Here is a 22488-nt window from a genome sequence, read left to right as displayed (position 1 = left end):
CGGGCGACCGGGGTGCACGGGCGGCCGGCGGCGGGGACCTAAGCTCGTCGGATGGCCGAATCTGCCGCCGAGGCGCCGCGTACCAGCCCGGACGAACCCTGGCCGGTGCGGGTGGTCAGCCAGAAGATCTCCGCCTGGATCGCCCGGCTCGGCTGGGTCTGGGTGGACGGCCAGGTCGCGCAGGTCAGCCGGCGCCCTGGCGCCGGGCTGGTGTTCCTGACGCTGCGGGACCCGTCGGCCGAGATGAGCCTGTCGGTGACCTGCTACCGGGACACGTTCGAGTCGTGCGACCCGCCGCTGCGGGAGGGCTCCCGGGTGGTGGTGCACGCGAAGCCGGAGTTCTACGCCGGCCGCGGCAGCCTGTCGCTGCGCGCCGACGAGCTGCGGCACGTCGGGCTCGGGGAGCTGCTGGCCCGGCTGGAGCGGCTGAAGAAGGTGCTCGCCGCGGAGGGGCTGTTCGCGCCGGAGCGGAAGCGGCGGCCACCGTTCCTGCCCCGTACCGTCGGGTTGGTCACCGGGCGGGCCAGCGCCGCGGAGCGCGACGTGCAGGAGAACGCCGCGGCCCGTTGGCCGGCGGTGCGCTTCGCGGTCCGCAACGTGCCGGTGCAGGGCCCGACCGCGGTACCGCAGATCCTCGACGCGCTGGCGGAGCTGGACGCGAACCCCGAGGTGGACGTGATCGTGCTGGCCCGCGGCGGCGGCAGCGTCGAGGACCTGCTGCCGTTCTCCGACGAGGCGCTGTGCCGGGCGGTGTTCGGCTGCCGCACCCCGGTGCTGTCCGCGATCGGGCACGAGACCGACACCCCGCTGGTCGACTACGTCGCCGACGTGCGCTGCTCGACGCCGACCGACGCCGGCAAGCGGGTGGTACCCGACCTGGCCGAGGAGCGGCGGGTGATCGAGCAGCACCGGTACCGGCTGGACCGGGCGGTGACGCACCTGCTCGACGGCGAGCGGCGGTGGCTTTCCGCGGTCCGGTCCCGTCCGGTACTGGCGCGGCCCGAGCTGTTGCTGTCCGGCCGGCGCGACGAGGTCGACGGGCTGCGGGACCGGGCCCGGCGCGTCCTGGCGCACCGGATCGAGGCGGCCGGCAGCGACCTGCGGCACACGGTGGCCCGGCTGCGCTCGCTGTCCCCGCTGACCACCATGCAGCGCGGGTACGCGGTCGTGCAGCGCGCCGCCGACGGCGCGGTACTGCGCGATCCGGCCGACGTGGCGCCCGGCGCGGCGCTGCGGGTACGGCTGGCCGGCGGGGAGCTCGCCGCGACCGCCGGCGATCCCGCCGAGCCGCCGCCGGCGTGACACCGGCCGGCGCCGTCCGGCGGACCGCGCCGGGCCGCGCCGTAAGGTGATCGCTGTGACGGACGAGGACACGACGGTCAGCTACGAGAAGGCGCGGGCGGAACTCGCCTCGGTGGTGGAGAAGCTGGAGGCGGGCGGTACCTCGCTGGAGGAGTCGCTGGCGCTCTGGGAGCGCGGCGAGCGCCTGGCGGACGTCTGCCAGCGCTGGCTGGACGGCGCGAAGGAGCGGCTGGACGCGGCCCGCGCCGCGCGCGACGACAGCGCCAGCTGAGGCCCAGCGGTACCCCAACGGTCCGTTCGGTCAGGTGCGGCTGTACCAACGTCGGGTTAAATCGCCCCGCCAGCCCTGTCGCAACCTGCCCACCGAGGGCTAAGCCTTGAGGTGAGCGATCGGCCGAGGTGTATTTCCGGGGGGTATACGCATCGTCGGACCGCAGCACACCGCCCATCGACACCGTCGGTGGGCGGTGTGCTGTCCGCCCCGGGCACGGTCAGTGCAGCGAACCGGCGAGCGTGCGCATCTCGTCGTCGTTGGTCTGGCCGACGACCAGGATGGTGCGCTTCGGCTGCATCAGCGCCAGCACCTGGTTGTTCTTGTCGCCGGTGTAGCGCGCCCAGTCGGCGCCACCGATGTGCACGCTGCCGGACGGCCGCGCATGCTTCGGCACCGAGTCGGCGAGCAGCGCGGCCGCGTCGCCGTTGCTCTCCACGATCTGGGCGAACCCGCCGGACGGCGTCACGTACCCGAGCCGCAGTGTCGCGGTGCCCTTCCTGGTGGTGGTCTCGGCGCTGGTGACCTTCCAGTCGGCGCCGAGCGAGCGCGGCGCCGCGACCGGGAACCGGTCGGCCTGCCGGGCCTGCGCGATGGCCGGCTTCGGATCGACGACGTTGACCTGTTTGTCCGAGTCGAGGTAGCGCCACACCCCGACCGCGATCAGGATCGGCACCAGCAGCGCCGCCATCGACAGGATCATGTCCCGGCCGGTACCGCCGCGGCGTCGGCGCGCCGTCGGCTCGCCCTCGGTCGGTGCCGGGGGCGTGCCCTCGTCGGTGTACAGCGGTACTCGGCGCGCCACGTATCCATCGTCGCCCATCCGCGCCGCCGTGACCACGCCGGGGTGGCCGCACCGGGTGGCCGAGCCGGGTGGCCGAGCCGGGTGGCCGCGCCGGGTGGCCGCGCCGGGGTGGCCACGCCACATCGGACCCCGGCCCGCCCGCGGCCGGCCCGGCGATCTGCCAGGATTTCGGGGAACGGGTCGGGGCGGCGGCCCGGCCATCCGGCACCGGTACGGGCACAGCTGGCGGAGGGGGAAGACCATGGCAGGCACTTCGCGACACACCGAGGTTCTGGACCGAAACCTGGCGTTGGAGCTGGTACGGGTGACCGAGGCGGCGGCGATGGCCGCGGGCCGGTGGGTCGGCCGGGGCGACAAGGAGGGCGGCGACGGTGCCGCGGTCGACGCCATGCGCCAGCTGATCAACTCGATCCAGATGCGCGGCGTGGTGATCATCGGTGAGGGCGAGAAGGACAACGCCCCGATGCTCTACAACGGCGAGCGGGTCGGCGACGGTACCGGCCCGGAGGTCGACGTGGCGGTCGACCCGGTCGACGGGACCACGCTGATGGCGGCCGGGATGCCGAACGCGCTGGCCGTGCTCGCGGTGGCCGAGCGCGGCGCGATGTTCGACCCGTCCGCCGTCTTCTACATGGACAAGATCGCCGTCGGGCCGGACTGCGCGGACGTCATCGACATCGAGGCGCCGGTCCGGGAGAACCTGCGGCGCGTCGCGAAGGCCAAGCGCACCAGCATCTCCGACGTCACCGTCTGCGTCCTGGACCGGCCCCGGCACGACCAGCTGGTGGCCGACATCCGGGACACCGGCGCCCGCATCCACTTCATCCGGGACGGCGACGTGGCCGGCGCGATCAGCGCCGCGCGGGAACAGTCCGGGGTGGACGTGCTGATGGGCATCGGCGGTACCCCGGAGGGCATCATCGCGGCCTGCGCGATGAAGTGCCTGGGCGGCTCGCTGCAGGCGAAGCTCTGGCCGAAGGACGACGCGGAGCGGCGGAAGGCGATCGACGCCGGCCACGACCTGTCCCGGGTACTGCGCACCGACGACCTGGTCGCCGGCGACAACGCGTTCTTCGCCGCCACCGGCGTCACCGACGGCAACCTGCTGCGCGGCGTCCGGTACCGGTCCGGCGGGGTGACCACGCAGTCGATCGTGATGCGTTCCAAGAGCGGCACGATCCGCATGATCGACGGGATGCACCGGCTGGAGAAGCTCCGCCAGTACTCGATGGTCGACTTCGGCGGCGACCCGGTCGAAACCGACTGACCGCCGCCCGGTCCGGGTCGACGGGTCTCGCACCTGCGGCGCCGCAGGTGCGAGACGACGGGCGTCAGCCGGCGCCGCCGCCGGGCATCTCGACGGTGCGGTCGGTGCCGGTCTTGCCGAGGCCGAGACCGTCCGCGCCGGGCAGGGTGAGCGTCGGGGACGAACCGCCGAGGCCGGTCGAGGGGCCGTCGCCGGTCGGCTTCGACCGGCGCGCCCGGGGCTGCCGGAACAGGATGGCCGCGACCAGACCGGCGAGGAAACCGCCGAGGTGGCCCTGCCAGGAGACGTGCTCCTCGCCGGGCAGGATGCCGATCAGCTGCCAGCCGAACAGCAGCCCCATCAGCAGGCTGATGCCGAGGCTCCACCAGCGCCGCTCCACCAGCCCGCGCAGCAGCAGGTAGCCGAGGTAGCCGAAGATCACGCCGCTGGCCCCGACGGTGATCGAGTTGCTCGGGCCGAACACCCACACCGTCAGCCCGGACACCAGCGCGATGAACCCGGTGATGAAGAAGAACCGCTTCGGCTGGCCGGCCAGCACGAACGTGCCGAGCAGCAGCAGTGGCACGCTGTTGGCCAGCACGTGGGTGAAGCTCGCGTGCAGGAACGGGGCGAACACGACGCCGTCGATGCCGGTCAGGCTGCGCGGCTCGATGCCGCCGGCGCGGTCCAGCGCACCACCGAACAGCGCGTTGAGCCCTTCGATGCCCCACAGCACCGGGATGAACGCGCACATCGCGAGGAACGCGCGGCCGATCGAGGCGTAGAACGCCTCGGTGCCGAACCGCAGCCGGTCGTCACCCGTCGCGGTATCGGAACGCAGTCCGCCGGTAGCCATACCTCCTTGGTACCAGCGTCGCGCCAGCTCGCCCATCGGGGTTTTCCCCGGTTCCACGGTCGCGGACATGCAACGCGGCGACACCCGGTCGTGCGGCCGGGTGTCGCCGCGGTTCGCTGCCGCGCCGCGCCGCGCCGTCGACGGCGCGGGCGGGTCGGTGTCAGTACCAGCCGGTGGACTGCGAGTGGTCCCAGGCACCACACGGCGTGGAGTAGCGGTTCTTGATGTAGTTGAGGCCCCACTTGATCTGGGTGACCGGGTTGTCCTGCCAGTCGTCGCCGTACGAGGCCATCGAGTCACCGGGCAGCGCCTGCGGGATGCCGTACGCCCCGGACGGGTTCGAGGCGTGCACGTTCCAGCCGCTCTCCCGGGTCCACAGCTTGTCCAGACAGGCCATCTGGTCGAGCTTGAACCCGGCCTGCAGCATCAGCGTGCACCCGGTGGCGCGGTTCCCGCTGTACTCCTTGCAGGATGTCGGCACCGGGCCGACGGAGCCGCCGCTGGTACCCGAGGAGCCGGCCTTCTTCTGGTCCTCGGCCTTCTTCGCGGCGTCCGCGTCGCCGGCGACCGCGGCGGCGTGCTCACCACCGGCCGCGGCGCGCTGCTTGGCGTCCCGGGCCGCGCTGCGGCTCGCCTCCTCGCGCATCTTCTGCTGCCGGTACCCGTCGGTCGCCTGGCGTTGCGCCTGCTGCTCCTCGATCGGATCGATCGGCTGCCCGACGACCTGCTGCTGCGCCACCTCGGTCGGTTGCCGACCGGGGCGGTGCACCGTCAGGTACGCGCCGCCGGCGAGACCGCCGACGAGGACGAAGACTGCGAACATCCGAACTGACAACTTCGTGCCGATCCGGCTCACGCGTCGTTCCCTTCGACGGGGACAGGGGGTGGAACGGCTACCGCGCGTGCCGGCGACCGTTCGGCGTACCACCCTGACTCACCCGAAGGCGACACGCCAGGCCGGAGCCCGCGGATAGTGGCAACCGTCACCGTCAGTCGCAAACACCGTGAGCGGTACGGACGCGCCGCATCACGCTGAGTCAACTCAGCGCAGACGATCGCCCGTTGGTCCATGCCAGGGCCAACGGGCGACCGGGGTTTCGGGTGACTCGTCGGGTCACCCGGAGGTGGGGATCTATGGGGTCAAATCCTCCAACAGATCCGTTACCACTTCAGCGATCCGAGATCGTTCCGACCTGGTGAGTGTGACGTGCGCGAACAGCGGATGCCCCTTCAACGTCTCGATCACCGCCGTCACCCCGTCGAACCGGCCGACCCGCAGGTTGTCGCGTTGCGCGACGTCGTGCGTGAGCACGACGCGTGACCCGGTACCGATCCTGGACAGCACCGTGAGCAGCACCCCGCGCTCCAACGACTGCGCCTCGTCGACGATCACGAACGCGTCGTGCAACGACCGGCCCCGGATGTGGGTCAGCGGCAGCACCTCCAGCAGCCCGCGTTCCAGCACCTCGTCGACGACGTGCTGGGAAGCGATCGCACCGAGCGTGTCGAACACCGCCTGACCCCACGGCGACATCTTCTCGGCCTCGCTGCCGGGCAGGTAGCCCAGTTCCTGGCCGCCGACCGGGTACACCGGGCGGAACACCACGACCTTCTTGTGCGCCCGGCGTTCCATCACCAGCTCCAGGCCCGCGCAGATCGCCAGTGCGGACTTGCCGGTACCGGCCCGGCCACCGAGCGAGACGATGCCGATCTCGTTGTCCAGCAGCAGGTCCAGTGCGACCCGCTGCTCGGCGGACCGGCCGTGCAGCCCGAACGCCTCCCGGTCGCCACGGACCAGCTGGACGTGCTTGTCCGGCCGGACCCGGCCCAGCGCCGAGCCGCGCGGCGAGGACAGCACCAACCCGGTGTGGCAGGGCAGGTCCCGCGCATCGGGCAGGTCGAACGGGTCCCCGCCGTACAGCGTCGCCATCTCGTCGGCGGTCAGCTCCGCCTCGGCCATCCCGGACCAGCTGGGATCGGACGCCTGCCCGTGCCGGTACTCGTCCGCGGGCAGGCCGACCGAGGCGGCCTTGACCCGCAGCGGCATGTCCTTGGTGACGAGCGTGACGTCCTGGCCGTCGGCGGCCAGCGCCAGCGCGACGGCGAGGATGCGCGCGTCGTTGCTGCCGTTGCGGAACCCGTCCGGCAGCACCGCCGGGTCCGAGTGGTTCAGCTCGACCTGCACGGTGCCGCCGGCATCGTTGACCGGCAGCGGCTCGTCGAGCCGCCCGTGCCGGTACCGCAGGTCGTCGAGCAGCCGGAGCGCCTCGCGGGCGAACCAGCCGAGCTCGGGGTGGTGCCGCTTGCCTTCCAGCTCGCCGATGACGACCAGCGGAAGGACGACCGCATGCTCGGCGAAACGCCGGAACGCGGACGGATCGGACAGCAGCACCGAGGTGTCCAGCACGTAGGTGCGGCGGGGTGAGTCAGGGGCCTGGGTGCTACGACGTGTGCTCACAGGGCCACTCCGCGAGGCGCGCACCTCCACGCCGGGTCGGTGAGAGGCCCCGCCGGAACGGCGTCCCGCGGCACGTTCCGGGGCCGTCGGCCGGTCCGGCCCACGGGACACCCGCAACACGGCCTGGGGACGGCACGGCCGTCGGGCCCTCTCGGCCGGCGCGGTGATCCCCACGCCGGTGACTCATCGGCCGGACTCGCCCGCACGCGGGCCGGGTGCCGGCCCACCGTGACGACGTACGCCGCATCCGGGCCTCCCGGGTGGCCCGGGACGTCCCCGTACCACGATCCAGACGTTAGCCAGCAAATCCGGATACGGCCAGTAGCCCGCCCTTACGCACCGCGCGTGTCATCCACTCGCCACCCGCCCGTCATCGACGCCCCGGCCGGATCGGCTCCCGTGCCGGCCGGTGGCCCCCGGGTCGGCGCCCGCCCGACGCCTCGGTACGGCGGGCGAAATGACGTTGCTCCCGCGCTGGTGGGCTGACACCGTCGGATCATGCGTACGACCCGCACCCGCCTGCTCGCCGCCCGCGCTCCGCGTACCGCCACCGCGCGCCGGCAGCAGCAGGCCCGGGTCGGGAGGCGTACCGGCGCCCGACCGTGACCGGGGCGCTCGTCGCGGGGCTGCTCGCCGGGTACGGCATCGCGATCCCGATCGGCGCCGTCGGCGCGTACCTGGTCACCCTGTCCGCCACCGCCGGCCCGCGGGTCGCTGCCGCGGCGGCGCTCGGCATCGCCACCGTGGACGGCCTGTACGCCGCGGCGGCGGTGCTCGGTGGCGCCGCGCTGGCCGGCCGGATCACCCCGTACGCCGGGATCGCGCACCGGCTCGCCGCGCTGGTGGTCCTGCTCGTGGCGGGGTGGCTGGTGGTCGGAGCGGTCCGCCGGTACCGCCGGCACGCCACCTCGACCGCCGCCGGGGGCACCGCGCTGACCCCGGTACGGGCGTACGCGGTGCTGCTCGCCATGACGCTGCTGAACCCGACGACGCTGGTGTACTTCGGTGCGGTCGTCGTCGGCGGGCAGGCCGGCGGCCTGGGCGGTCCGGTGGCCGGCGCGGTCTTCGTCGTCGCCGCGTTCCTCGCCTCGGCCAGCTGGCAACTGCTGCTCTCGGCGTCCGGGCTGCTGCTCGGCCGGCTGCTCACCGGGCGGCGCGGCCGGCTGGCGACCACCCTCGTCGCCGCCGTGGTGGTCGTCGCGCTCGCCATCCGGCTCGCCCTCAGCTGACCCGCCCGCGCCGATCGTGGCCCTGCGCCTACCCGCCACACCGATCTCGGCCCATGCTCGAAACGCGGGGACTCGAGTCCACCATCGACACGGTCGGCGGGGCCGGGTCCATGGCCGACGGCGGCGGAGCGGGTCAGTGACCGTAGCGGCGCTGCCGGTTGGCGTACGAGCGCAGCGCGCGCAGGAAGTCGGTGCGCCGGAAGTCCGGCCAGTGCGCCTCGCAGAAGTAGAACTCCGAGTGCGCCGACTGCCAGGTGAGGAAGCCGGACAGCCGCTGCTCGCCGCTGGTCCGGATGATCAGGTCCGGATCGGGCTGGCCGCGGGTGTAGAGGTGCTCGGCGATGTGGTCGACGTCGAGCACCTCGGCGAGCTCCTCGATGGTGGTGCCGGCGGCAGCGTGCTGCTGCAGCAACGACCGCACCGCGTCGGCGATCTCGCGCCGCCCGCCGTAGCCGACCGCCACGTTGACGCGGGCCCCGCCGGTACGGTCGGCGGTGCGTTCCTCGGCCGCCTTGAGCACCTCGGCGGTGCGGGCCGGCAGGATGTCGAGGGCGCCGGCCACGTGCACCCGCCACGGCCGGCCGTCGGCGGACAGCCCGGTCACCACGTCCTCGATCACCCGCAGCAGCGGCTCCAGCTGCGCCACCGGCCGGTTCAGGTTGTCGGTGGACAGCATGTAGATCGTCACGTGCCCGATGCCGAGGTCGTCGCACCACTGCAACAGTTCCTCGATCTTGCGGCCACCGGCCTGGTGGCCGAGGGCCGGGTCGTCGAAACCGTTCTCCTTGGCCCAGCGGCGATTGCCGTCGATGATGACCGCGACGTGGTGCGGCAGCGGCTTCCCGGACAGTCCCGCGCGAAGCCGTCGCTCGTACAGACCGTAGACGAGGGTGCGCAGGCTCACGGCTAGGCAGCGTACGCCGCCCGGTACGCCGCGCAAGCGGCCAAGGGCCCGGATCGGTGGCGACGAACACGCCCAAGTCTGCCAATCGCCGCGTGCCGGCACGACCGGGCCGGCAGTACCGAGAGCCGCCCGAACGGCGCTGGCGACGGGGTACGTGCCGCCGGGCAGCTCGGGCAGTCGGCGGCACGATGATGTTGCGGCGCGATGCCGTCGGGGTACCGGCGGATCGGGCCCGAAGCCGGAAGCCGGAAGCCCCGACTCCGTGCTCGGGTCAGGCGCCCCGGCGCCAGGCGTCCCCGGCGCCGGGGCTGCCGGCGGTACCGCCGTCCCGGTGTGGTCACGGTCGGCCCAGATCGGGGCCGTCGCGGTCAGCCCAGGTCCGGGCCCTTGCGACGGAGGTCCTCGACGGTGGACATGGCGCCGCGCAGCTCGTCGAGCCAGTCCTCGGCGTGCTCGCCGACCAGCCGGACGCACCAGGCCAGCGCCTCCGAGCGGGACCTGGCGACGCCGGCGTCGACCAGGGTGTCGAGCACCACGCGCTGCGGCTGCCGCAGCCGGGTCATCACCGGCACCGACTGGGTGGTGAACAGCTCGCGGGTCTCCCCGCAGGTGGCGCCCCAGCTGGCGTGCCGCCGGTAGCGGTGCTCGATCTGCTGCGCGATGCCGATCCGCTCGTCCCGGGTCTGCTCCCGGAACCGGGCGATCCGGCCCTGCTCGGCGGCGGCCCGCTCCGCCTCGGTGCCCTCGCCGGCCGCGTCGCCGGACGGCTCGGGCGGCGGGATGGCGCCGACGATCAGGATCTCCTCGCGGTCGACGGTGATGGTCGGCGGCTCGACGAACCAGTCGTCGGGCAGCCGCCCGCGGATCCACCCGGCCGCGTCGGCGGCGGATGGCGGCTCGGGTTGCGCGCCGCCGCGACCTCGTCCCCAGCCCCGGTGTGGCGGCCAGGTTCCTTCTCCTCGCATCGTTCCTCCCCATCGAACGAAATGACGATTACAGCATTACACGCACAATCATCATTGCCAACGGTGCGAGGGCAACGCGAACACATGCGGCACAGCCAGCGGTCAGCGACCGGCGACGCGGCGGCGCGGCGCGGTCAGCGAGCGGCGCGGTCAGCGAGCGGCGGCGCGGTCAGCGTGCGGCGGCGCGGCGCGCGTCCCGGGACCCGGAACGGCGGGGTCGCGGGGCGCCGGTGGCCGTCTCCGGCGGCGCGAGCAGCACCACCGCGGCCGGGGTACCGGCGAGGCGGCCGAGCGGGTCGTCCGCGCACGCCGCGGCATAGAAGCCGGCCGGACGGTCACCGACGCAGGCGAGCACCTGGCAGCCGCCGGCGACCCGGTCGGTACCGACGACCGCGCAGCCGGCGATGCCCGCGGCGGCGTCGTCGCGCAGCCCCGCCCGTACCGCGGCGAGCAGGTCGGCGGCGGCGGCCTCGGGGTCGGTCGGTGCCGCGGCGACCGCCACGTTCGCCGGGAAGGTGGCCCGCTCGACCGGACCGCGGACCTGCCGGACCGGCTCCCCGGCGATCCGGTCGAACATGCCGTGCCGGTGCAGCAGCCGCCCGCCGGCGCCCGCCGCGGCGGCGAACAGCACGCGGCGCAGCCCCGCCTCGTCGATCGCGGTCTGCATCGTCCACGGGTTGCCGAGGCCCTGCCAGGACCGGTCCCGGACGAACTCGGACATCCGCCGCGCCCACCAGCCGGGACGCAGCTCCCACAGCGGTCGCACCCGGCCCTGCGTGACCGCGAGCGGCCGGGCCGCCACCACCAGGTACCAGCAGCGGCCGAACCGGCGCCGGTACCGGTCGTCGGCGCAGGCGGCGCGCACCCGCTCGGTGACGTACCAGGCGATCGAGTCGGCGTAGGCGTCGCCGGCGCGCAGCGTCCGGGTCGCGACCGGCAGCCGCAGCCACCGGGCACCGTCCACCGTGGTCGTGGACGGTTGTTCCGGCGGCGCGTCGGCGGGCCGGCTGGCGGCGCCGGACTCGATCAGCCGCAGCCACCGCTCCAGCAGGAACGCGCGCCAGAACCGGCCGGCATCGGTGCGGCGTCCGGCGAGCAGGTCACCGAAACCGGCGACGACCGCCCGCGCGTCGTGCCCCGGCCGGCCGGTGAACGAGGCGGACAGGAACGTCGCGTACACGTCGGGCCGCAGCGCGCGGAGCACGCTCAGCGTCGGGTCCACCGGCGCCGGCTCCGCCGCCGGTACCGCCCCGGCGGGCAGCCCGCGACGGCACCGGGCGAGCAGTTCGCGGGCCGCCCCGGTGCCGGCCACCCGCCGGTACGGCATCTGCAGCGCCACCCCGAACCGGGTCGTGACGCGATCCGCGACCCGGGTCAGGTAGCCGGGCGCGGTGGTGTCGGCGAGCAGCGCGGTACCGCCGAGCGGGTCGAGGAGCGCGTCCACCTCACCGGCGGCACGGCGGGCCACCACCCAGGCGGCCAGCACGTCCGGATCCGGTACCGGCTCGCCCAGCCCGAGGAGCAGGTCGTCGACGTCGGCGACCGTCACCGGTACCGGTTCGTCCCGCAGGTCGGCCGCGGCCACCGCGGCGGGCGGCGCCGTGCCCGGCAGCACGGCGCGGTACACCGGCAGTACGTCCGGGTCGGTGGGCGGCGCCGGGTCGGTGCGGGCCAGGCCGAGCAGCGCCACCCCGGTCATCGCACCGTCCAGCCGTACGCCGAGGCGCGCTCCGGCGCCGACCGGCAGCGGCGGCGTGACCGGCGCACCGGCCGCGTGCGTGACCGGCCGGACGCCGTGCGCGCCCACCTCCAGGACCTGCGCCGGCAGCAGCCGCCGCACCCCGGCGAGGAAGGTGCGCGTGTCGCGGTCGCAGTCGCCGGTGCCGAGGAACCGGCCGACCGTCTCCGCGTCCGGCACGGCCGGGACCCCGGCCGCGAGCAGCGCCGCCGGCTCGGAGGCGACGAGCACCGCGCCGCGGTGCCGGGCGTAGTAGAGCGGCGGCCCGTCGCCGTGCCGGCACAGCACGAGCACGCCGCGCGTCGGGTCGGCGAGCACCGCGGCGTACGGGTCGGTCGCCGGCTGGCCGAGCACCGCCGCGGCGCCACTCTCGGCGTACCGGGCGAGCAGCGTGGACGGCTCCGCGACGCCGTCCACGACGACGGCGGCACCGCGGTGGTCGTGGTGCACCTGCGGGATCCCGGCCCGTACCGCCATCGCCAGTTGGCCGCCGCCGTCGTGCCAGTCGGCGATCTCGTCGCCGCGCGGCGCCAGGCCGCGGACCAGGTCGTCGAGCGCCTGCCCGGCGGGTACCTGACCGCCTTGTGCCGGACCGTCTTGTGCCGGACCGCCTTGTGCCGGACCGCCGGGTGCCTGACCGTCGGCCTGGCCGCTGATGCCGAAATATGCGGCAAGTCCTGCCATCTGGCGTCATCTCCATCGATCGGGCGATGACTGATCGTACATACGTGATCACGGACGGCCTTCTCCGGCGTCACCTCCCGCCGCCCTCCGGCGCATGCCGGCGAATCCACCCGGTACCGGTGTCGGCGCGGCTACGGTCGGACCGGACCCGCCGCCGGTCGGGCGCCGGTACGACAGCGGTCGGCGGCAGGACCTGGCCGGCAGCACGATCGCGCGGCGCCGGCGGCCGGCGCGCGGCGGCACCGTCGCCGGCAGCACGGCCGCGGAGAAGGGGGAGCCATGATCGAGCCAGCACGGCCGGAGGTGCGGCGGTTCGTCGCGGCGGTCAACGCCGGCGACCGGGCCGCACTCGCCGCGGCCCTCACCGCCGACGCGACGATGTCCGACGACGGCACCGACCGGGATCTGCACGACTGGACCGAGCGGGAGATCTTCCGCAGCGACGGGAAGATGGCGGTCGAGTCGGAGTCCGACGACGGCCTCGATCTGCTCGTCCGCTACACCAACTCCACCTGGGGCGCGATGAACACCCGGTGGCACTTCGTCGTCGCGGACGGCCGGATCAGTCGCTTCGAAACCGGCCAGGCCTGATCATCCGGAGCCGGCCCGGCGGTCAACCGGACAGTTGGGCCTGCAGCTCCTCGGCGGTACGGGCCGGGCGGTCGCAGACGAAGCCCCGGCACACGTACGCGGCCGGGCCGCCGTCGACGAGCCCCCGATCGGCGAGCAGCGGCACGCCCGGCGCGTCCGGCTCCCCCGCGACCAGAACCGACCCGGCCGGCGCCGCCCGCCACGCCGCGTCGCGCAGCGCGTCACCACCCACCACCGCGATCTGGTACGGCCCGGTCAGCGCCGCCGCCGCCACCGCCAGCGCGTGCCCGGCGAACCGCGGATGGTCGGCGACGATCGGCGCCAGTACCGACAGGGCCGCCTCGGCGTCGTCCCGGTGCGGCGCCGAGCCGGTCAGCGCGGCGTAGGTCAGCAGCGCCTCGGCGATCGCGGACAGCCCGGCCGGGGTGGCGTTGTCGGTCGGGTCGGCCGGCCGGCTCACCAACCGTTCCGCGTCGTCGGCCGTGTCGTACCAGCCGTCCTCGGTGCGGAAGTGTTGCCGGGCAACCGAAAGCAGCGCCTCGGCGCGGGCCAGCCAGCGCGGGTCGCCGGTGTGCTGGTGCAGCGCGCAGAACGCCTGCGCCACCGCGCCGTGGTCGTCGAGCACGCCGGCGGGGGCGCCGACCCGGCCGTCCCGCGAGATGCGCCGCAGCCGGCCGTCCACCAGGTGCACGTCGGCGAGGAACTCCCCCGCCTCGACGGCCGCCGCGCCGGCGGCCGCGTCGCCGGTCAGGTTCGCGTACTCGACCAGGGCGGTGATGGTGAGGCCGTTCCAGGCGGCGACGACCTTGTCGTCCCGGGCCGGTTGCGGGCGCTCGCCGCGCGCCGCGAGCAGCCGGTCGCGGACCGCGGCGAACCGCGCCGCGTCGTCCGGGTCGGCCGGCAGTTGGAGCACGCTGGCGCCGCCCTCGAACGTGCCGGCGTCGGTCACCGCGAACGTCCGAGCCGCCCAGGCGCCGTCCGCGTCACCGAGTACGGCGCGCAGCTGCGCCGGCGTCCAGACGTACGTGCTGCCCTCCGCGCCGGCCGCGTCGGCATCCAGCGACGCCGCGAAGGCGGGGCCGGCGCGCAGGTCGCGCAGCAGGAACTCGACGGTCTGCGCGGCGACCCGTCGCGTCGACTCGTCGCCGGTCAGCCGTCCCAGGTGGGTGTAGGCGCGCAGCAGCAATGCGTTGTCGTACAGCATCTTCTCGAAGTGCGGCACCGTCCAGGTGGCGTCCACCGCGTAGCGGGCGAACCCGCCGGCGAGCTGGTCGTACATGCCGCCGCGGGCCATCGCCGCGCAGGTGTGCCGCACCAGCGCGAGCGCGTCCGGGTCGCCGGTACGCTCGTGCTGCCGGATCAGGAACTCCAGCACCATCGACGGTGGGAACTTCGGTGCCGTGCCGAACCCGCCGTTCATCTGGTCGTACTGCCCGGCCAGGGCGCGGGTGGCCGCGGCGAGATGGTCGGCGGTCAGCGCCGTCCCGGGGCCCACCGGCGCGGCGGCCCGGCGCAGCGCCGCGGTCACCGCCGCGCCCTGCCCGACCGCCTCGTCGCGCCGGTCCCGCCAGACCCCCGCGACCGCCTGGACCAACCCGACGAACTGCCGCTTCGGCAGGTACGTGCCGCACCAGAACGGCGCGCCGTCCGGGGTGGCGAACACCGTCATCGGCCAGCCGCCCTGCCCGGTCATCGCCTGCGTCGCGGTCATGTACACCGCGTCGACGTCCGGGCGCTCCTCCCGGTCCACCTTGACCGGCACGGTGTGGTCGTTCACCACGGCCGCGACCGCCGGGTCCTCGAACGACTCGTGCGCCATCACGTGACACCAGTGGCAGGCCGCGTACCCGACCGAGATCAGCAGCGGCACGTCCCGTCGCCGCGCCTCGGCGAACGCCGCCTCGCCCCACTCCCACCAGTCCACCGGGTTCCCGGCGTGTTGCAGGAGGTAGGGCGACGTCGCATCGGCAAGGCGGTTCACCACCCCATCGTCACACGCCGGGCCGGGACCGGCACCGGTACCGCCGCGGCGGCGACCGGGGCGCTGGTCGGTGCGATGCCGGGGAGACGACGACGGGCAGCGCGCCACCGTCGGCGTTCCGGACCTTTGCGGTGACCTGCTGCGCGCCGCCCGCGGCCAGCGTGATCGCCGACGCCGAGGCGCCGATCGAGTAGGGCGCGACCCCGGACGGGATCGGTTCGTCGCCGGTGGGCTGCTCGATCCGCAGCGTCGGGTTGCCGCCGGGATCCGGGTGCCTGGCGTCGAACGACAGGCGCTCGGTGTAGAGCCGGCGGTCAGGCGTGGTCGCGGTCGGCCGGCCGTGGTGCAGGTAGTACAGCTGGCGGCCGTCCGGCGAGGCGACGATGCTGCCGTGCCCGGTCGGCCGTACGGCCAGTAGTCGATCGGCTGGTCGCCCATCCACCGGGGGAGCAAGCTAGCCAGACCGCACCGGGGCGTCAATCGCAGGACCCGACGCCCGGCCCGCCGCGACGGGGCTACTCCTGGCCGGGCTGCGCGGCACGGCCGGACAGCGGAATCACCTGCGCGCCACGCGCGCTGGCCGCCTGGCGCAGCGTCCACAGCACCTTCGCGGTCTTGTCCGCCGGCATCGGCGGGAAGAAGTGGTAGCCCTGGCCCGCCTCGCACCCCATCGCCGACAGCGCGGCCTTCTGCTCGGCGGTCTCGACCCCCTCGGCGACCACCCGCAGCCCCAGCGCCCGCCCCAGCTCCACAGTGGACCGTACGATCGCCTCGGCCTCGGGTGCCTCGCCCATCCGGGCCACGAATTCCTGGTCCACCTTGACCTCGTCGACCTCGAACCGGGCCAGGAACGTCAGCGACGAGTACCCGGTGCCGAAGTCGTCCACCGACAGCCGGACCCCCAGCGCCCGCAGCCCGGCCAGCACGTCGTCGATGATGTCCAGCTCGGTCATCATCACCGTCTCGGTGATCTCCAGGACGAGCCGCTCCGGCGGGACGTGGTGGCGGCCGAGCAGCTCCGCCACGTCGGCCGGCAGGTTGCGGTCGAGCAGGCTGCGCGCCGACATGTTCACCGCGACCGGGATGTCGAGCCCCTCCGCACCCCAGCGCGACATGACGCCGAGCGCGACGTCCAGCACGTACCGGGTGAACGGTCCGACCAACTCGCTCTGCTCGACCACGCCGACGAACTCGCCCGGCCCCAGCAGGCCGCGGCGCGGGTGCTGCCACCGGATCAGCGCCTCGGCGCCGGTCGGCTCCCCCGAGGCCAGGTCGATCGCCGGCTGGACGTGCAGGATCAGCTGGTCGTCGGCCGCGAGCGCGGCGCGCAGCTCGGCCAGCAGTGCCAGCCGGTCGGTGCTCGCCGCATCCCGCGCCGGGTCGTACCGGCAGATCGCCCGCCCGGTGCGTTTCGCCTGGTACATGGCCACGTCGGCGCGGCGCAGCAGTTCGGCCATGACGCACCCGCCGGCCGGCACCGCGGCGACCCCGATCGCCGCCTCCACCGACAGCGCGACGCCGGCGATCTCCACCGGCGCGGCGAGCGCGGCGGCGAGCTGGCGGGCCCGCTCCGCGGCGTACTCGGAACCCTGCCGCCACACCGGCGGGGACGGGATGAGCAGCGCGAACTCGTCCCCGCCGAGCCGGGCCAGCATCTCGTCCGGCTCGGTACGCGACGACAGCGTGGTGGCGATCGCGCGCAGCAGCTGATCGCCGGCGGCGTGCCCGAGGGTGTCGTTGACGTCCTTGAAGTGGTCCAGGTCGAGCAGCAGCAGCGCCACCTCGCGCGGGTCCTCGTTCGGCTCCACCCGCAACTGCTCGTCGCCGTACTCCAGCAGCTTGATCCGGTTCACCAGCCCGGTGAGCAGGTCGTGCTCCGCCTCGTACGCCTTGCGGTCGGCCATCTCCCGCAGCCGCGCGTGCGAGGCGGCGTTGTGCAGCGCGGCGCCGAGAGCGTCGGCGAAGGCGGACAGCGCGAGCCGCTCCCGGACCCCGACCGTACTCGGATCGTGGAACCGGACCCGCAGCTCACCGACCTTCTCCTCGCCGACGGAGAGTTCGTGCACGAGCACCCCGGCGCCGTCGATGGGCGGCTCGGCGCCGGCCCGGACCTCGCCGGCGGTGTCGCTGCGGTACCGCCGGGTCGGCGCGCCGGACCGGCACACCGCGACCTCGACGGCCTCCGGGGCGAACAGCCGGTGCGCACCGGCGGCGGCAGCGGACACCACCCCGGACACGTCCAGCCGGCTCATCGCGTGCACCGCGCCGGCCAGTTCCTGCCAGGCCCGGCGTTCGTCACCGGCCCGCATCCGCGCCGTGTACACCTCGTGCAGCAGCCAGATCAGCGGCGGCGCGGCGGCGAGGTACCGGAAGTCGGCGAGGCCGAGGCCGACCGCGACCAGGCCGAGGGTGATGTTGCCGGCAAGCATGACGAGCTTCGCGCTCGGATTGCTGAAAACCGCGGCGCGGGCACGCGCGCGACCGGCGGTGAGCCAGATGGCCGCCCCCGCGAGCAGCGAGCTGATCAGCCAGTACGTCACGCCGGCGGCAGCCAGTGCGACCGCGGTGCGGACGCTGAGCGGTGGCACCTCGCCGACGCCGCCGAGCCCCCGACGACCAGGCAGGCGGCGGCCGTGCTGATGGTCGCGGCGGCCGTGTTGTACAGCGTCTTGATCGGCGCGGCGCCGCTGAGCACGCCGCCGACCAGGGCCCCGACCGGGACCACGGCGACCAGCCAGTGCAGTGGCAGCAGGCACATGCCGACCAGCAGCGCGGCCTCACCCCAGCTCAACCCGAACCGCTGGCTGCCGGCCCGGATCCACAGCACCATGCTGCGGGCCAGGGCGAACAGGCCGATGGTGGCCAGGAACCGGTACGGACCGGGCGGGTGTTCCGCGCTGGCGATCGCGGCGCCGGCGATCGCCAGCGCCGCGACGCAACTCGTACCGACCAGCATTCGCAGGCTGGTCGGAGTGTCTCCGGAGAAGGGCCGGATCGACCTCATCGGCCCGCCTCCTCACCTGCATCCGAACCATCGGATGTGTACTCAGCCCCAAACGCCCTCACGCATGAGTGGTGCACCCCCCTTCTCGACACGGCAGAAAGGGTCCGGCACCTCCCCGCGGCCAGCGTAGGGATGTCCGGTATCAATCGGAATTGGAAAACCGGCCGATGTGACCCGATCGATGGTACCGAAGTGGTCGAAGGGGCGCAGTCCGACAAAACGGTCGCGGCAAATCTACTCAGAGAGTGAAACAGGGGCCACTTCGAGTGGCGCAGGGATGGCGCGCGGTCAGCGCGGGTCGGTCGACCCCGACTTGCTGCTCGCCTCCGCATCACCGGCCGCCTCGCTCTGCTCGGGATGGTCGCCACCGGAGTGGTCCTCGCTGGAGTGATCCTGCCCCGAAACCTCGTCGAGCGGGAGGGGCTGCTCGGATGTCGAACCATCGTCGAACCGAGCGGGCAGGCGCCGCAACCGTCGGTTCATGTTGCGGATGAGCAGCACCGTGGCGATCGCCAGCAGGATGATCACGACGAGGCCGAGCGGACCGGCCATCCCGCCCGCCTCGGTGTCACCGAAGTCGTTCTTCGCCAACGGCAGCGCGGCGGCCACCGCAGACCCGGCAGCGAGCACGGACATCGTCGGCACCTCCACACCCTCGGCGCATCCCACGCATCGGCCGGCGCCGCGCAGCTGCGCCGGCCGGAGCGTCAACGGTACGCCTGGGGCAGGTGGGCAGGTCAGCGCAGCCCGGCGAACAGGTCGTCCTCCGGCAGAGACGTCTCGACCAGCGATTTCGCCAGCTCGAAGTCCTCGGTCGGCCACACCTTCTGCTGGATGTCCAGCGGCACCCGGAACCACTGGCCGTCCGGATCGACCTGGGTCGCGTGCGCCCGCAGCGCGTCGTCCCGGATCGAGAAGTATTCGCCGCACGGCACCCGGGTGGTGACCCGGCCGCCCTTGTCCCGGCTCCAGTCCCACTTCTCGATCGCCTCGGCCCACGGGGACTCCAGCCCGGCGGCGAGCATCGCCTCGTGCTGGGCCATGATGCGGTCCTTGCTGAAGCCCATGTCGTAGTAGAGCTTGCTCGGCTGCCACGGCTCGCCGAACTCCTGGTAGCGGTTCGGGTCGCCGGCCGCGTCGAACGCCTCCGCGCTGATCGTGTGGCACATGATGTGGTCCGCGTGCGGGTAGCCGCCCTGCTCGTCGTAGGTGGTGACCACCTGCGGCCGGAACTCGCGGATCAGCCGCACCAGCGGCGCCGCGGCCACCTCCAGCGGCACCCGGGCGAAGGAGTCCTCGGGCAGCTCGTCGACCCGGGCCGGGGTGTAACCCTCCAGGTAGCCGGAGTCGACGAAGCCGAGCCAGGACTGCTGCACACCGAGGATCTCGCGCGCCGCTGCCATCTCCTTGGACCGGATCTCGGCGAGGTCGCGCCACACCTCGGGCCGGTCCATCTTCGGGTTCAGCACGTCGCCGCGCTCGCCACCGGTGCAGGTGGCGACCATGACCTCGACGCCCTCCCGCGCGTAGCGCGCCATGGTGGCGGCACCCTTGCTGGACTCGTCGTCAGGGTGTGCGTGCACCGCCATCAAGCGGAGATCACCGGACACGTATGCTCCTCGAAACTCATCGTGTGACTTAGCCCATATCCAGCCGGCCGATGCACCGTCAGCCAACTTCACCGGGTCGCGCTGGCATGATGGAACCGCTGTCCATGGGGCGTCGGTACAGCATTCTTGCCGACACATCTGACAACACTGCGAGGACATCGATCGTGACCAGCATCCGGAGCGGCGTGACGACGCCGACATTTCCGCCGGGCCGTTACGGCCGCCGGCGGGAGCGTCGCGCAACGCCGCGCTGGGTGCTTCCGGTGCTGATCGCCGGGGTCCTCGCGGCGGGCCTGGCCGTCTCCGTCGGGTACTACCAGCGGTTCGGCGAGTCGGAATACCAGGCCCAGGTGGTGCGTTCGCGAGTGGTGAACTCGTCCACGGTGGCGATGACCCTGCGGATCTCACACCCCGACGACAAGGCGACCAGCTGTACGGTCCGGTCCCGCGCCTACGACGGCGCCGAGGTCGGCCGGGCCGAGGTGACGCTCCCGGCGGGTGCACCCGACGACACCGTCGAGTATTCGTTGCACACGTCCCGCCAGGCGTACACAGCCGAAGTCGTGGGCTGCGGCCCGGCACACTAGCCGACGTACCGCAGCCGCCCGACAGCATTCCGTGAGTCGGGGTACACCCATTGGTGTGCTCCGCTGCTAGCTTTGGAAATTCGCAGTCAGCGCCGGCATGCCGGCGAGGATCGCACGTGAAGGAGTACCAAGTGTCGACGACCGACCGCGAGGCACCTGTGACCTGGCTGTCCCAGGACGCCCATGACCGGCTCAAGAGCGAGCTTGACGAGCTCATCGCCAAGCGGCCGGAGATCGCCGCCGAGATCAACGAGCGGCGCGAAGAGGGCGACCTGCGGGAGAACGGCGGATACCACGCCGCCCGCGAGGAACAGAGCAAGATGGAGGGCCGGATCCGATACCTGCAGGAGCTGCTGCGCGGCGCCCGGGTCGGGGAGGCGCCGAAGAGCGACTCGATCGCGCCGGGCACGGTGGTGACGATCCAGTTCGACGGCGACCCGAACGACACCGAGAAGTTCCTGCTCGGCTCGCGCGAGATCGCGGCGACCACCGATCTGACCGTCTACAGCCCGGAATCGGCGCTGGGCCAGGCGATCCTCGGTCACAACTCCGGCGACACGGTGAGCTACACCGCCCCCAGCGGTGCGGACATCTCGGTCACGATCGTCGATTTCGAGCCCTACCAGGGCTGACACCCGACGTCGCGAAGGCGCCCGGCACGTTCCCGCCGGGCGCCTTCGCCGTCTCCGCGCCGGCGACCCGGCATCCGGGCGCCGCGACCCGACATCGGGTCGGGGTGTGCCCCGGTCCGCGGCCCGGCACCGCCCGTAGGGGCCGGGGCCGGACAGATCCGTCCCGGAGCCGATGCCCGCGCCCGGCGCCGCGCCTACCGTTGATCTTGTCCGGACGGGGTCCGGGACGACGAAGGGGTGGGTGCCATGGCGTTGTATCGTCCGCGCGAGGGTCGCATGATCGCCGGGGTGTGCGCCGGGCTGGCGCACCGGTTCGGGCTGTCGGTGGGCCTGGTCCGGCTGCTGTTCGTGCTGTCGGTGATCCTGCCCGGCAGCCAGCTGCTGGTGTACGTGCTGCTCTGGCTGCTGATGCCGAACGAGGACCGGGTCAGCTATCACGTCGCCTGAGCACCGCCCGCACGAGCCGGACCCGGCCGCCGCGCGGCGGCCCGGCCGGCACCGGTCCGGTCAGGTACCGGCGCCCGGCTCCGGGAGCGGCTCGATCCAGGTGAGGTGGCCGTCGGCGGCGGCGAGCCGGCGGGCCGGCTCCGCCCCGGCGCGCACGCTGAGCGCGTAGCTGATCCCGTACCGGGCGTACCACTGCGCGGTGTCGTCCGGCGCCTCCAGCGACACGGTGTACAGCCGGCGACGCCGGCCGAGCGCGCCGATCGCGGCGTCGAACGCCGCCCGTCGCTCCTGCGGTACGTGCACCCGGGTGGCCGCGTGCCAGACCACGAGCGGCCGGTCGGTCGGCAGGGTCTCGTCCAACTGCGGCAGCAGCGTGGCGGCGTCGCCGACGAGGATCCGCGGCGAGCGCGCCGCGACCAGGTCGGCGGCGGCGCGCAGCAGCTCGTACTGCGGCAGGTTCTCCGGCCAGACCAGGGCGCGCAGCCAGCGGCGCTCGGTCGGGTCGGTCAGGTCGATCGGGTGCAGGTCGATGCCGAGCCGGTCACCGATCTCGGGAATGCGGGTCGGCACCGGCAGCGGCGAGCGCCACTCGGTCCGGATGCGTACCGGCGAGCCGGTGGGACCGATCTCGATGTCGCCGATGCGGCACCGGTAGGCGTCGAAGGCCAGGTGGATGCCGCCGCTCGCGCCGACCTCCAGCAGGGTGACGGGCCCCGGTTCGTCGATCGCGGCCAGCCCGATGCGCAGCGCGGCGGAGCGCTGGACCACGTTGGTCTGCACCAGCCGGCTGGCGACGAGCGCGGTCAGCGCCGCCTCGTGGGTACCGCAGAAGTCGGTGAACACCGACGTCAACGCCGGGTCGCGGGGGTCCCGGGTGCCGCCGAGCGACGGGTACCACGCGGCGAGCGGCGGCGGTGTGCCGGCGCCGGACAGCAGCAGGTAGTGCACCGCGGCGAACAGCAGGTTGGTGGGTTGCTGGCCGGCGCGGCAGTGTTCGGCGATGGCGAGCAACCGGTCGTCGGCGGCCACGATGCCGGACAGCCGCTGGTACAGCGGCGAGCTGGTGAACTCCCGCTCGCCGTGGGAGAAGCGGCGGGCGAGGTCCCGGCGGTCGGGGCGGCGTACGTGGTCGACGGTCATGGCTGACAGGCTCTGCCCCACCGAGACATGTTGTCAAT

The 22488-nt window shown here is 73.7% G+C and carries 22 protein-coding genes; 8 read left to right on the top strand and 14 right to left on the bottom strand.

Annotated features, from left to right (window positions below):
* Nucleotides 1-51: 51 nt before the first annotated feature.
* Nucleotides 52-1302: an exodeoxyribonuclease VII large subunit gene (gene xseA / locus Athai_RS02865; RefSeq protein ID WP_203960021.1), complete on the top strand. Its 1251-nt coding sequence runs from the start codon at nucleotides 52-54 to the stop codon at nucleotides 1300-1302.
* Nucleotides 1303-1357: 55 nt separating this feature from the next.
* The gene (locus tag Athai_RS02860; RefSeq protein WP_203960020.1) at nucleotides 1358-1573 is read left to right on the top strand and encodes an exodeoxyribonuclease VII small subunit; all 216 of its coding nucleotides are present in this window, start codon (nucleotides 1358-1360) and stop codon (nucleotides 1571-1573) included.
* 220 nt (nucleotides 1574-1793) lie between these two features.
* Here Athai_RS02860 and Athai_RS02855 read toward each other — a convergent pair whose 3' ends face one another.
* Complete coding sequence (locus tag Athai_RS02855; RefSeq protein ID WP_203960019.1) at nucleotides 1794-2396, bottom strand: DUF4245 domain-containing protein; 603 nt, start codon at nucleotides 2394-2396, stop codon at nucleotides 1794-1796.
* Between the two features lie 223 nt (nucleotides 2397-2619).
* On the opposite strand from Athai_RS02855, the gene glpX reads away from it, so the two are divergent.
* Nucleotides 2620-3645 carry a class II fructose-bisphosphatase gene (glpX, locus tag Athai_RS02850; protein WP_203960018.1) on the top strand — a complete coding sequence of 342 codons (1026 nt, stop codon included), beginning with the start codon at nucleotides 2620-2622 and terminating at the stop codon, nucleotides 3643-3645.
* A gap of 64 nt (nucleotides 3646-3709) precedes the next feature.
* Here the strand turns inward: glpX and Athai_RS02845 are convergent, their stop codons facing one another.
* The 3 genes from Athai_RS02845 to Athai_RS02835 all read right to left on the bottom strand — a co-directional run bounded on the left by Athai_RS02845 (nucleotide 3710) and on the right by Athai_RS02835 (nucleotide 6938).
* On the bottom strand, nucleotides 3710-4480 hold the full coding sequence (locus tag Athai_RS02845) for a rhomboid family intramembrane serine protease (protein ID WP_203960017.1): 771 nt from the start codon (nucleotides 4478-4480) through the stop codon (nucleotides 3710-3712).
* 160 nt (nucleotides 4481-4640) lie between these two features.
* Nucleotides 4641-5303 (bottom strand): aggregation-promoting factor C-terminal-like domain-containing protein, encoded by a 663-nt coding sequence (locus tag Athai_RS02840; RefSeq protein WP_239156679.1) that lies wholly within the window; start codon nucleotides 5301-5303, stop codon nucleotides 4641-4643.
* A gap of 309 nt (nucleotides 5304-5612) precedes the next feature.
* On the bottom strand, nucleotides 5613-6938 hold the full coding sequence (locus Athai_RS02835) for a PhoH family protein (RefSeq protein ID WP_239156678.1): 1326 nt from the start codon (nucleotides 6936-6938) through the stop codon (nucleotides 5613-5615).
* Between the two features lie 602 nt (nucleotides 6939-7540).
* Between Athai_RS02835 and Athai_RS02830 the strand changes: the two genes are divergently transcribed.
* The gene (locus Athai_RS02830; RefSeq protein ID WP_203960014.1) at nucleotides 7541-8167 is read left to right on the top strand and encodes a LysE family transporter; all 627 of its coding nucleotides are present in this window, start codon (nucleotides 7541-7543) and stop codon (nucleotides 8165-8167) included.
* 133 nt (nucleotides 8168-8300) lie between these two features.
* On the opposite strand, the gene Athai_RS02825 is transcribed toward Athai_RS02830, so the two are convergent.
* From Athai_RS02825 to Athai_RS02815, 3 genes are all read right to left on the bottom strand, one after another.
* Nucleotides 8301-9071 (bottom strand): isoprenyl transferase, encoded by a 771-nt coding sequence (locus Athai_RS02825; protein WP_203960013.1) that lies wholly within the window; start codon nucleotides 9069-9071, stop codon nucleotides 8301-8303.
* 368 nt (nucleotides 9072-9439) lie between these two features.
* Nucleotides 9440-10036 carry a hypothetical protein gene (locus Athai_RS02820; RefSeq protein ID WP_203960012.1) on the bottom strand — a complete coding sequence of 199 codons (597 nt, stop codon included), beginning with the start codon at nucleotides 10034-10036 and terminating at the stop codon, nucleotides 9440-9442.
* A 169-nt stretch (nucleotides 10037-10205) separates the two neighbouring features.
* A complete protein-coding gene (locus Athai_RS02815; RefSeq protein WP_203960011.1) occupies nucleotides 10206-12458 on the bottom strand; it encodes a class II glutamine amidotransferase domain-containing protein in 2253 nt (750 codons plus the stop codon).
* A 279-nt stretch (nucleotides 12459-12737) separates the two neighbouring features.
* On the opposite strand from Athai_RS02815, the gene Athai_RS02810 reads away from it, so the two are divergent.
* The gene (locus Athai_RS02810; RefSeq protein WP_203960010.1) at nucleotides 12738-13049 is read left to right on the top strand and encodes a nuclear transport factor 2 family protein; all 312 of its coding nucleotides are present in this window, start codon (nucleotides 12738-12740) and stop codon (nucleotides 13047-13049) included.
* A 22-nt stretch (nucleotides 13050-13071) separates the two neighbouring features.
* Here the strand turns inward: Athai_RS02810 and Athai_RS02805 are convergent, their stop codons facing one another.
* The 6 genes from Athai_RS02805 to mca form a co-directional block, all read right to left on the bottom strand.
* Nucleotides 13072-15030 carry a thioredoxin domain-containing protein gene (locus tag Athai_RS02805; protein ID WP_203960009.1) on the bottom strand — a complete coding sequence of 653 codons (1959 nt, stop codon included), beginning with the start codon at nucleotides 15028-15030 and terminating at the stop codon, nucleotides 13072-13074.
* A gap of 10 nt (nucleotides 15031-15040) precedes the next feature.
* A complete protein-coding gene (locus Athai_RS02800) occupies nucleotides 15041-15472 on the bottom strand; it encodes a hypothetical protein (RefSeq protein WP_203960008.1) in 432 nt (143 codons plus the stop codon).
* A 73-nt stretch (nucleotides 15473-15545) separates the two neighbouring features.
* Nucleotides 15546-17570: a putative bifunctional diguanylate cyclase/phosphodiesterase gene (locus tag Athai_RS02795; RefSeq protein ID WP_203960007.1), complete on the bottom strand. Its 2025-nt coding sequence runs from the start codon at nucleotides 17568-17570 to the stop codon at nucleotides 15546-15548.
* Nucleotides 17567-18034, bottom strand: a complete 468-nt coding sequence (locus tag Athai_RS02790; RefSeq protein ID WP_203960006.1) for a hypothetical protein — start codon at nucleotides 18032-18034, stop codon at nucleotides 17567-17569. Before Athai_RS02790 ends, Athai_RS02795 begins: the two co-directional genes overlap by 4 nt.
* Nucleotides 18035-18322: 288 nt before the next feature.
* Nucleotides 18323-18670, bottom strand: a complete 348-nt coding sequence (locus tag Athai_RS02785; protein WP_203960005.1) for a hypothetical protein — start codon at nucleotides 18668-18670, stop codon at nucleotides 18323-18325.
* Between the two features lie 101 nt (nucleotides 18671-18771).
* Nucleotides 18772-19644, bottom strand: coding sequence for a mycothiol conjugate amidase Mca (gene mca, locus Athai_RS02780; RefSeq protein ID WP_239156677.1), 873 nt, complete (start codon nucleotides 19642-19644; stop codon nucleotides 18772-18774).
* Between the two features lie 164 nt (nucleotides 19645-19808).
* Here mca and Athai_RS02775 point away from each other — a divergent pair, with 164 nt between their 5' ends.
* From Athai_RS02775 to Athai_RS02765, 3 genes are all read left to right on the top strand, one after another.
* Nucleotides 19809-20231: a DUF4307 domain-containing protein gene (locus Athai_RS02775; RefSeq protein WP_203960004.1), complete on the top strand. Its 423-nt coding sequence runs from the start codon at nucleotides 19809-19811 to the stop codon at nucleotides 20229-20231.
* A 131-nt stretch (nucleotides 20232-20362) separates the two neighbouring features.
* A complete protein-coding gene (gene greA, locus Athai_RS02770; RefSeq protein ID WP_030444907.1) occupies nucleotides 20363-20863 on the top strand; it encodes a transcription elongation factor GreA in 501 nt (166 codons plus the stop codon).
* 246 nt (nucleotides 20864-21109) lie between these two features.
* The gene (locus Athai_RS02765; RefSeq protein WP_203960003.1) at nucleotides 21110-21310 is read left to right on the top strand and encodes a PspC domain-containing protein; all 201 of its coding nucleotides are present in this window, start codon (nucleotides 21110-21112) and stop codon (nucleotides 21308-21310) included.
* Nucleotides 21311-21370: 60 nt separating this feature from the next.
* Here the strand turns inward: Athai_RS02765 and Athai_RS02760 are convergent, their stop codons facing one another.
* Nucleotides 21371-22450, bottom strand: coding sequence for a DUF2332 domain-containing protein (locus tag Athai_RS02760; RefSeq protein ID WP_203960002.1), 1080 nt, complete (start codon nucleotides 22448-22450; stop codon nucleotides 21371-21373).
* Nucleotides 22451-22488: the final 38 nt, after the last annotated feature.

Origin of the sequence: Actinocatenispora thailandica (genome assembly GCF_016865425.1) — a bacterium.
Classification (GTDB): Bacteria; Actinomycetota; Actinomycetes; order Mycobacteriales; family Micromonosporaceae; genus Actinocatenispora; species Actinocatenispora thailandica.
This window is presented reverse-complemented; position numbering and strand designations above follow the sequence as displayed.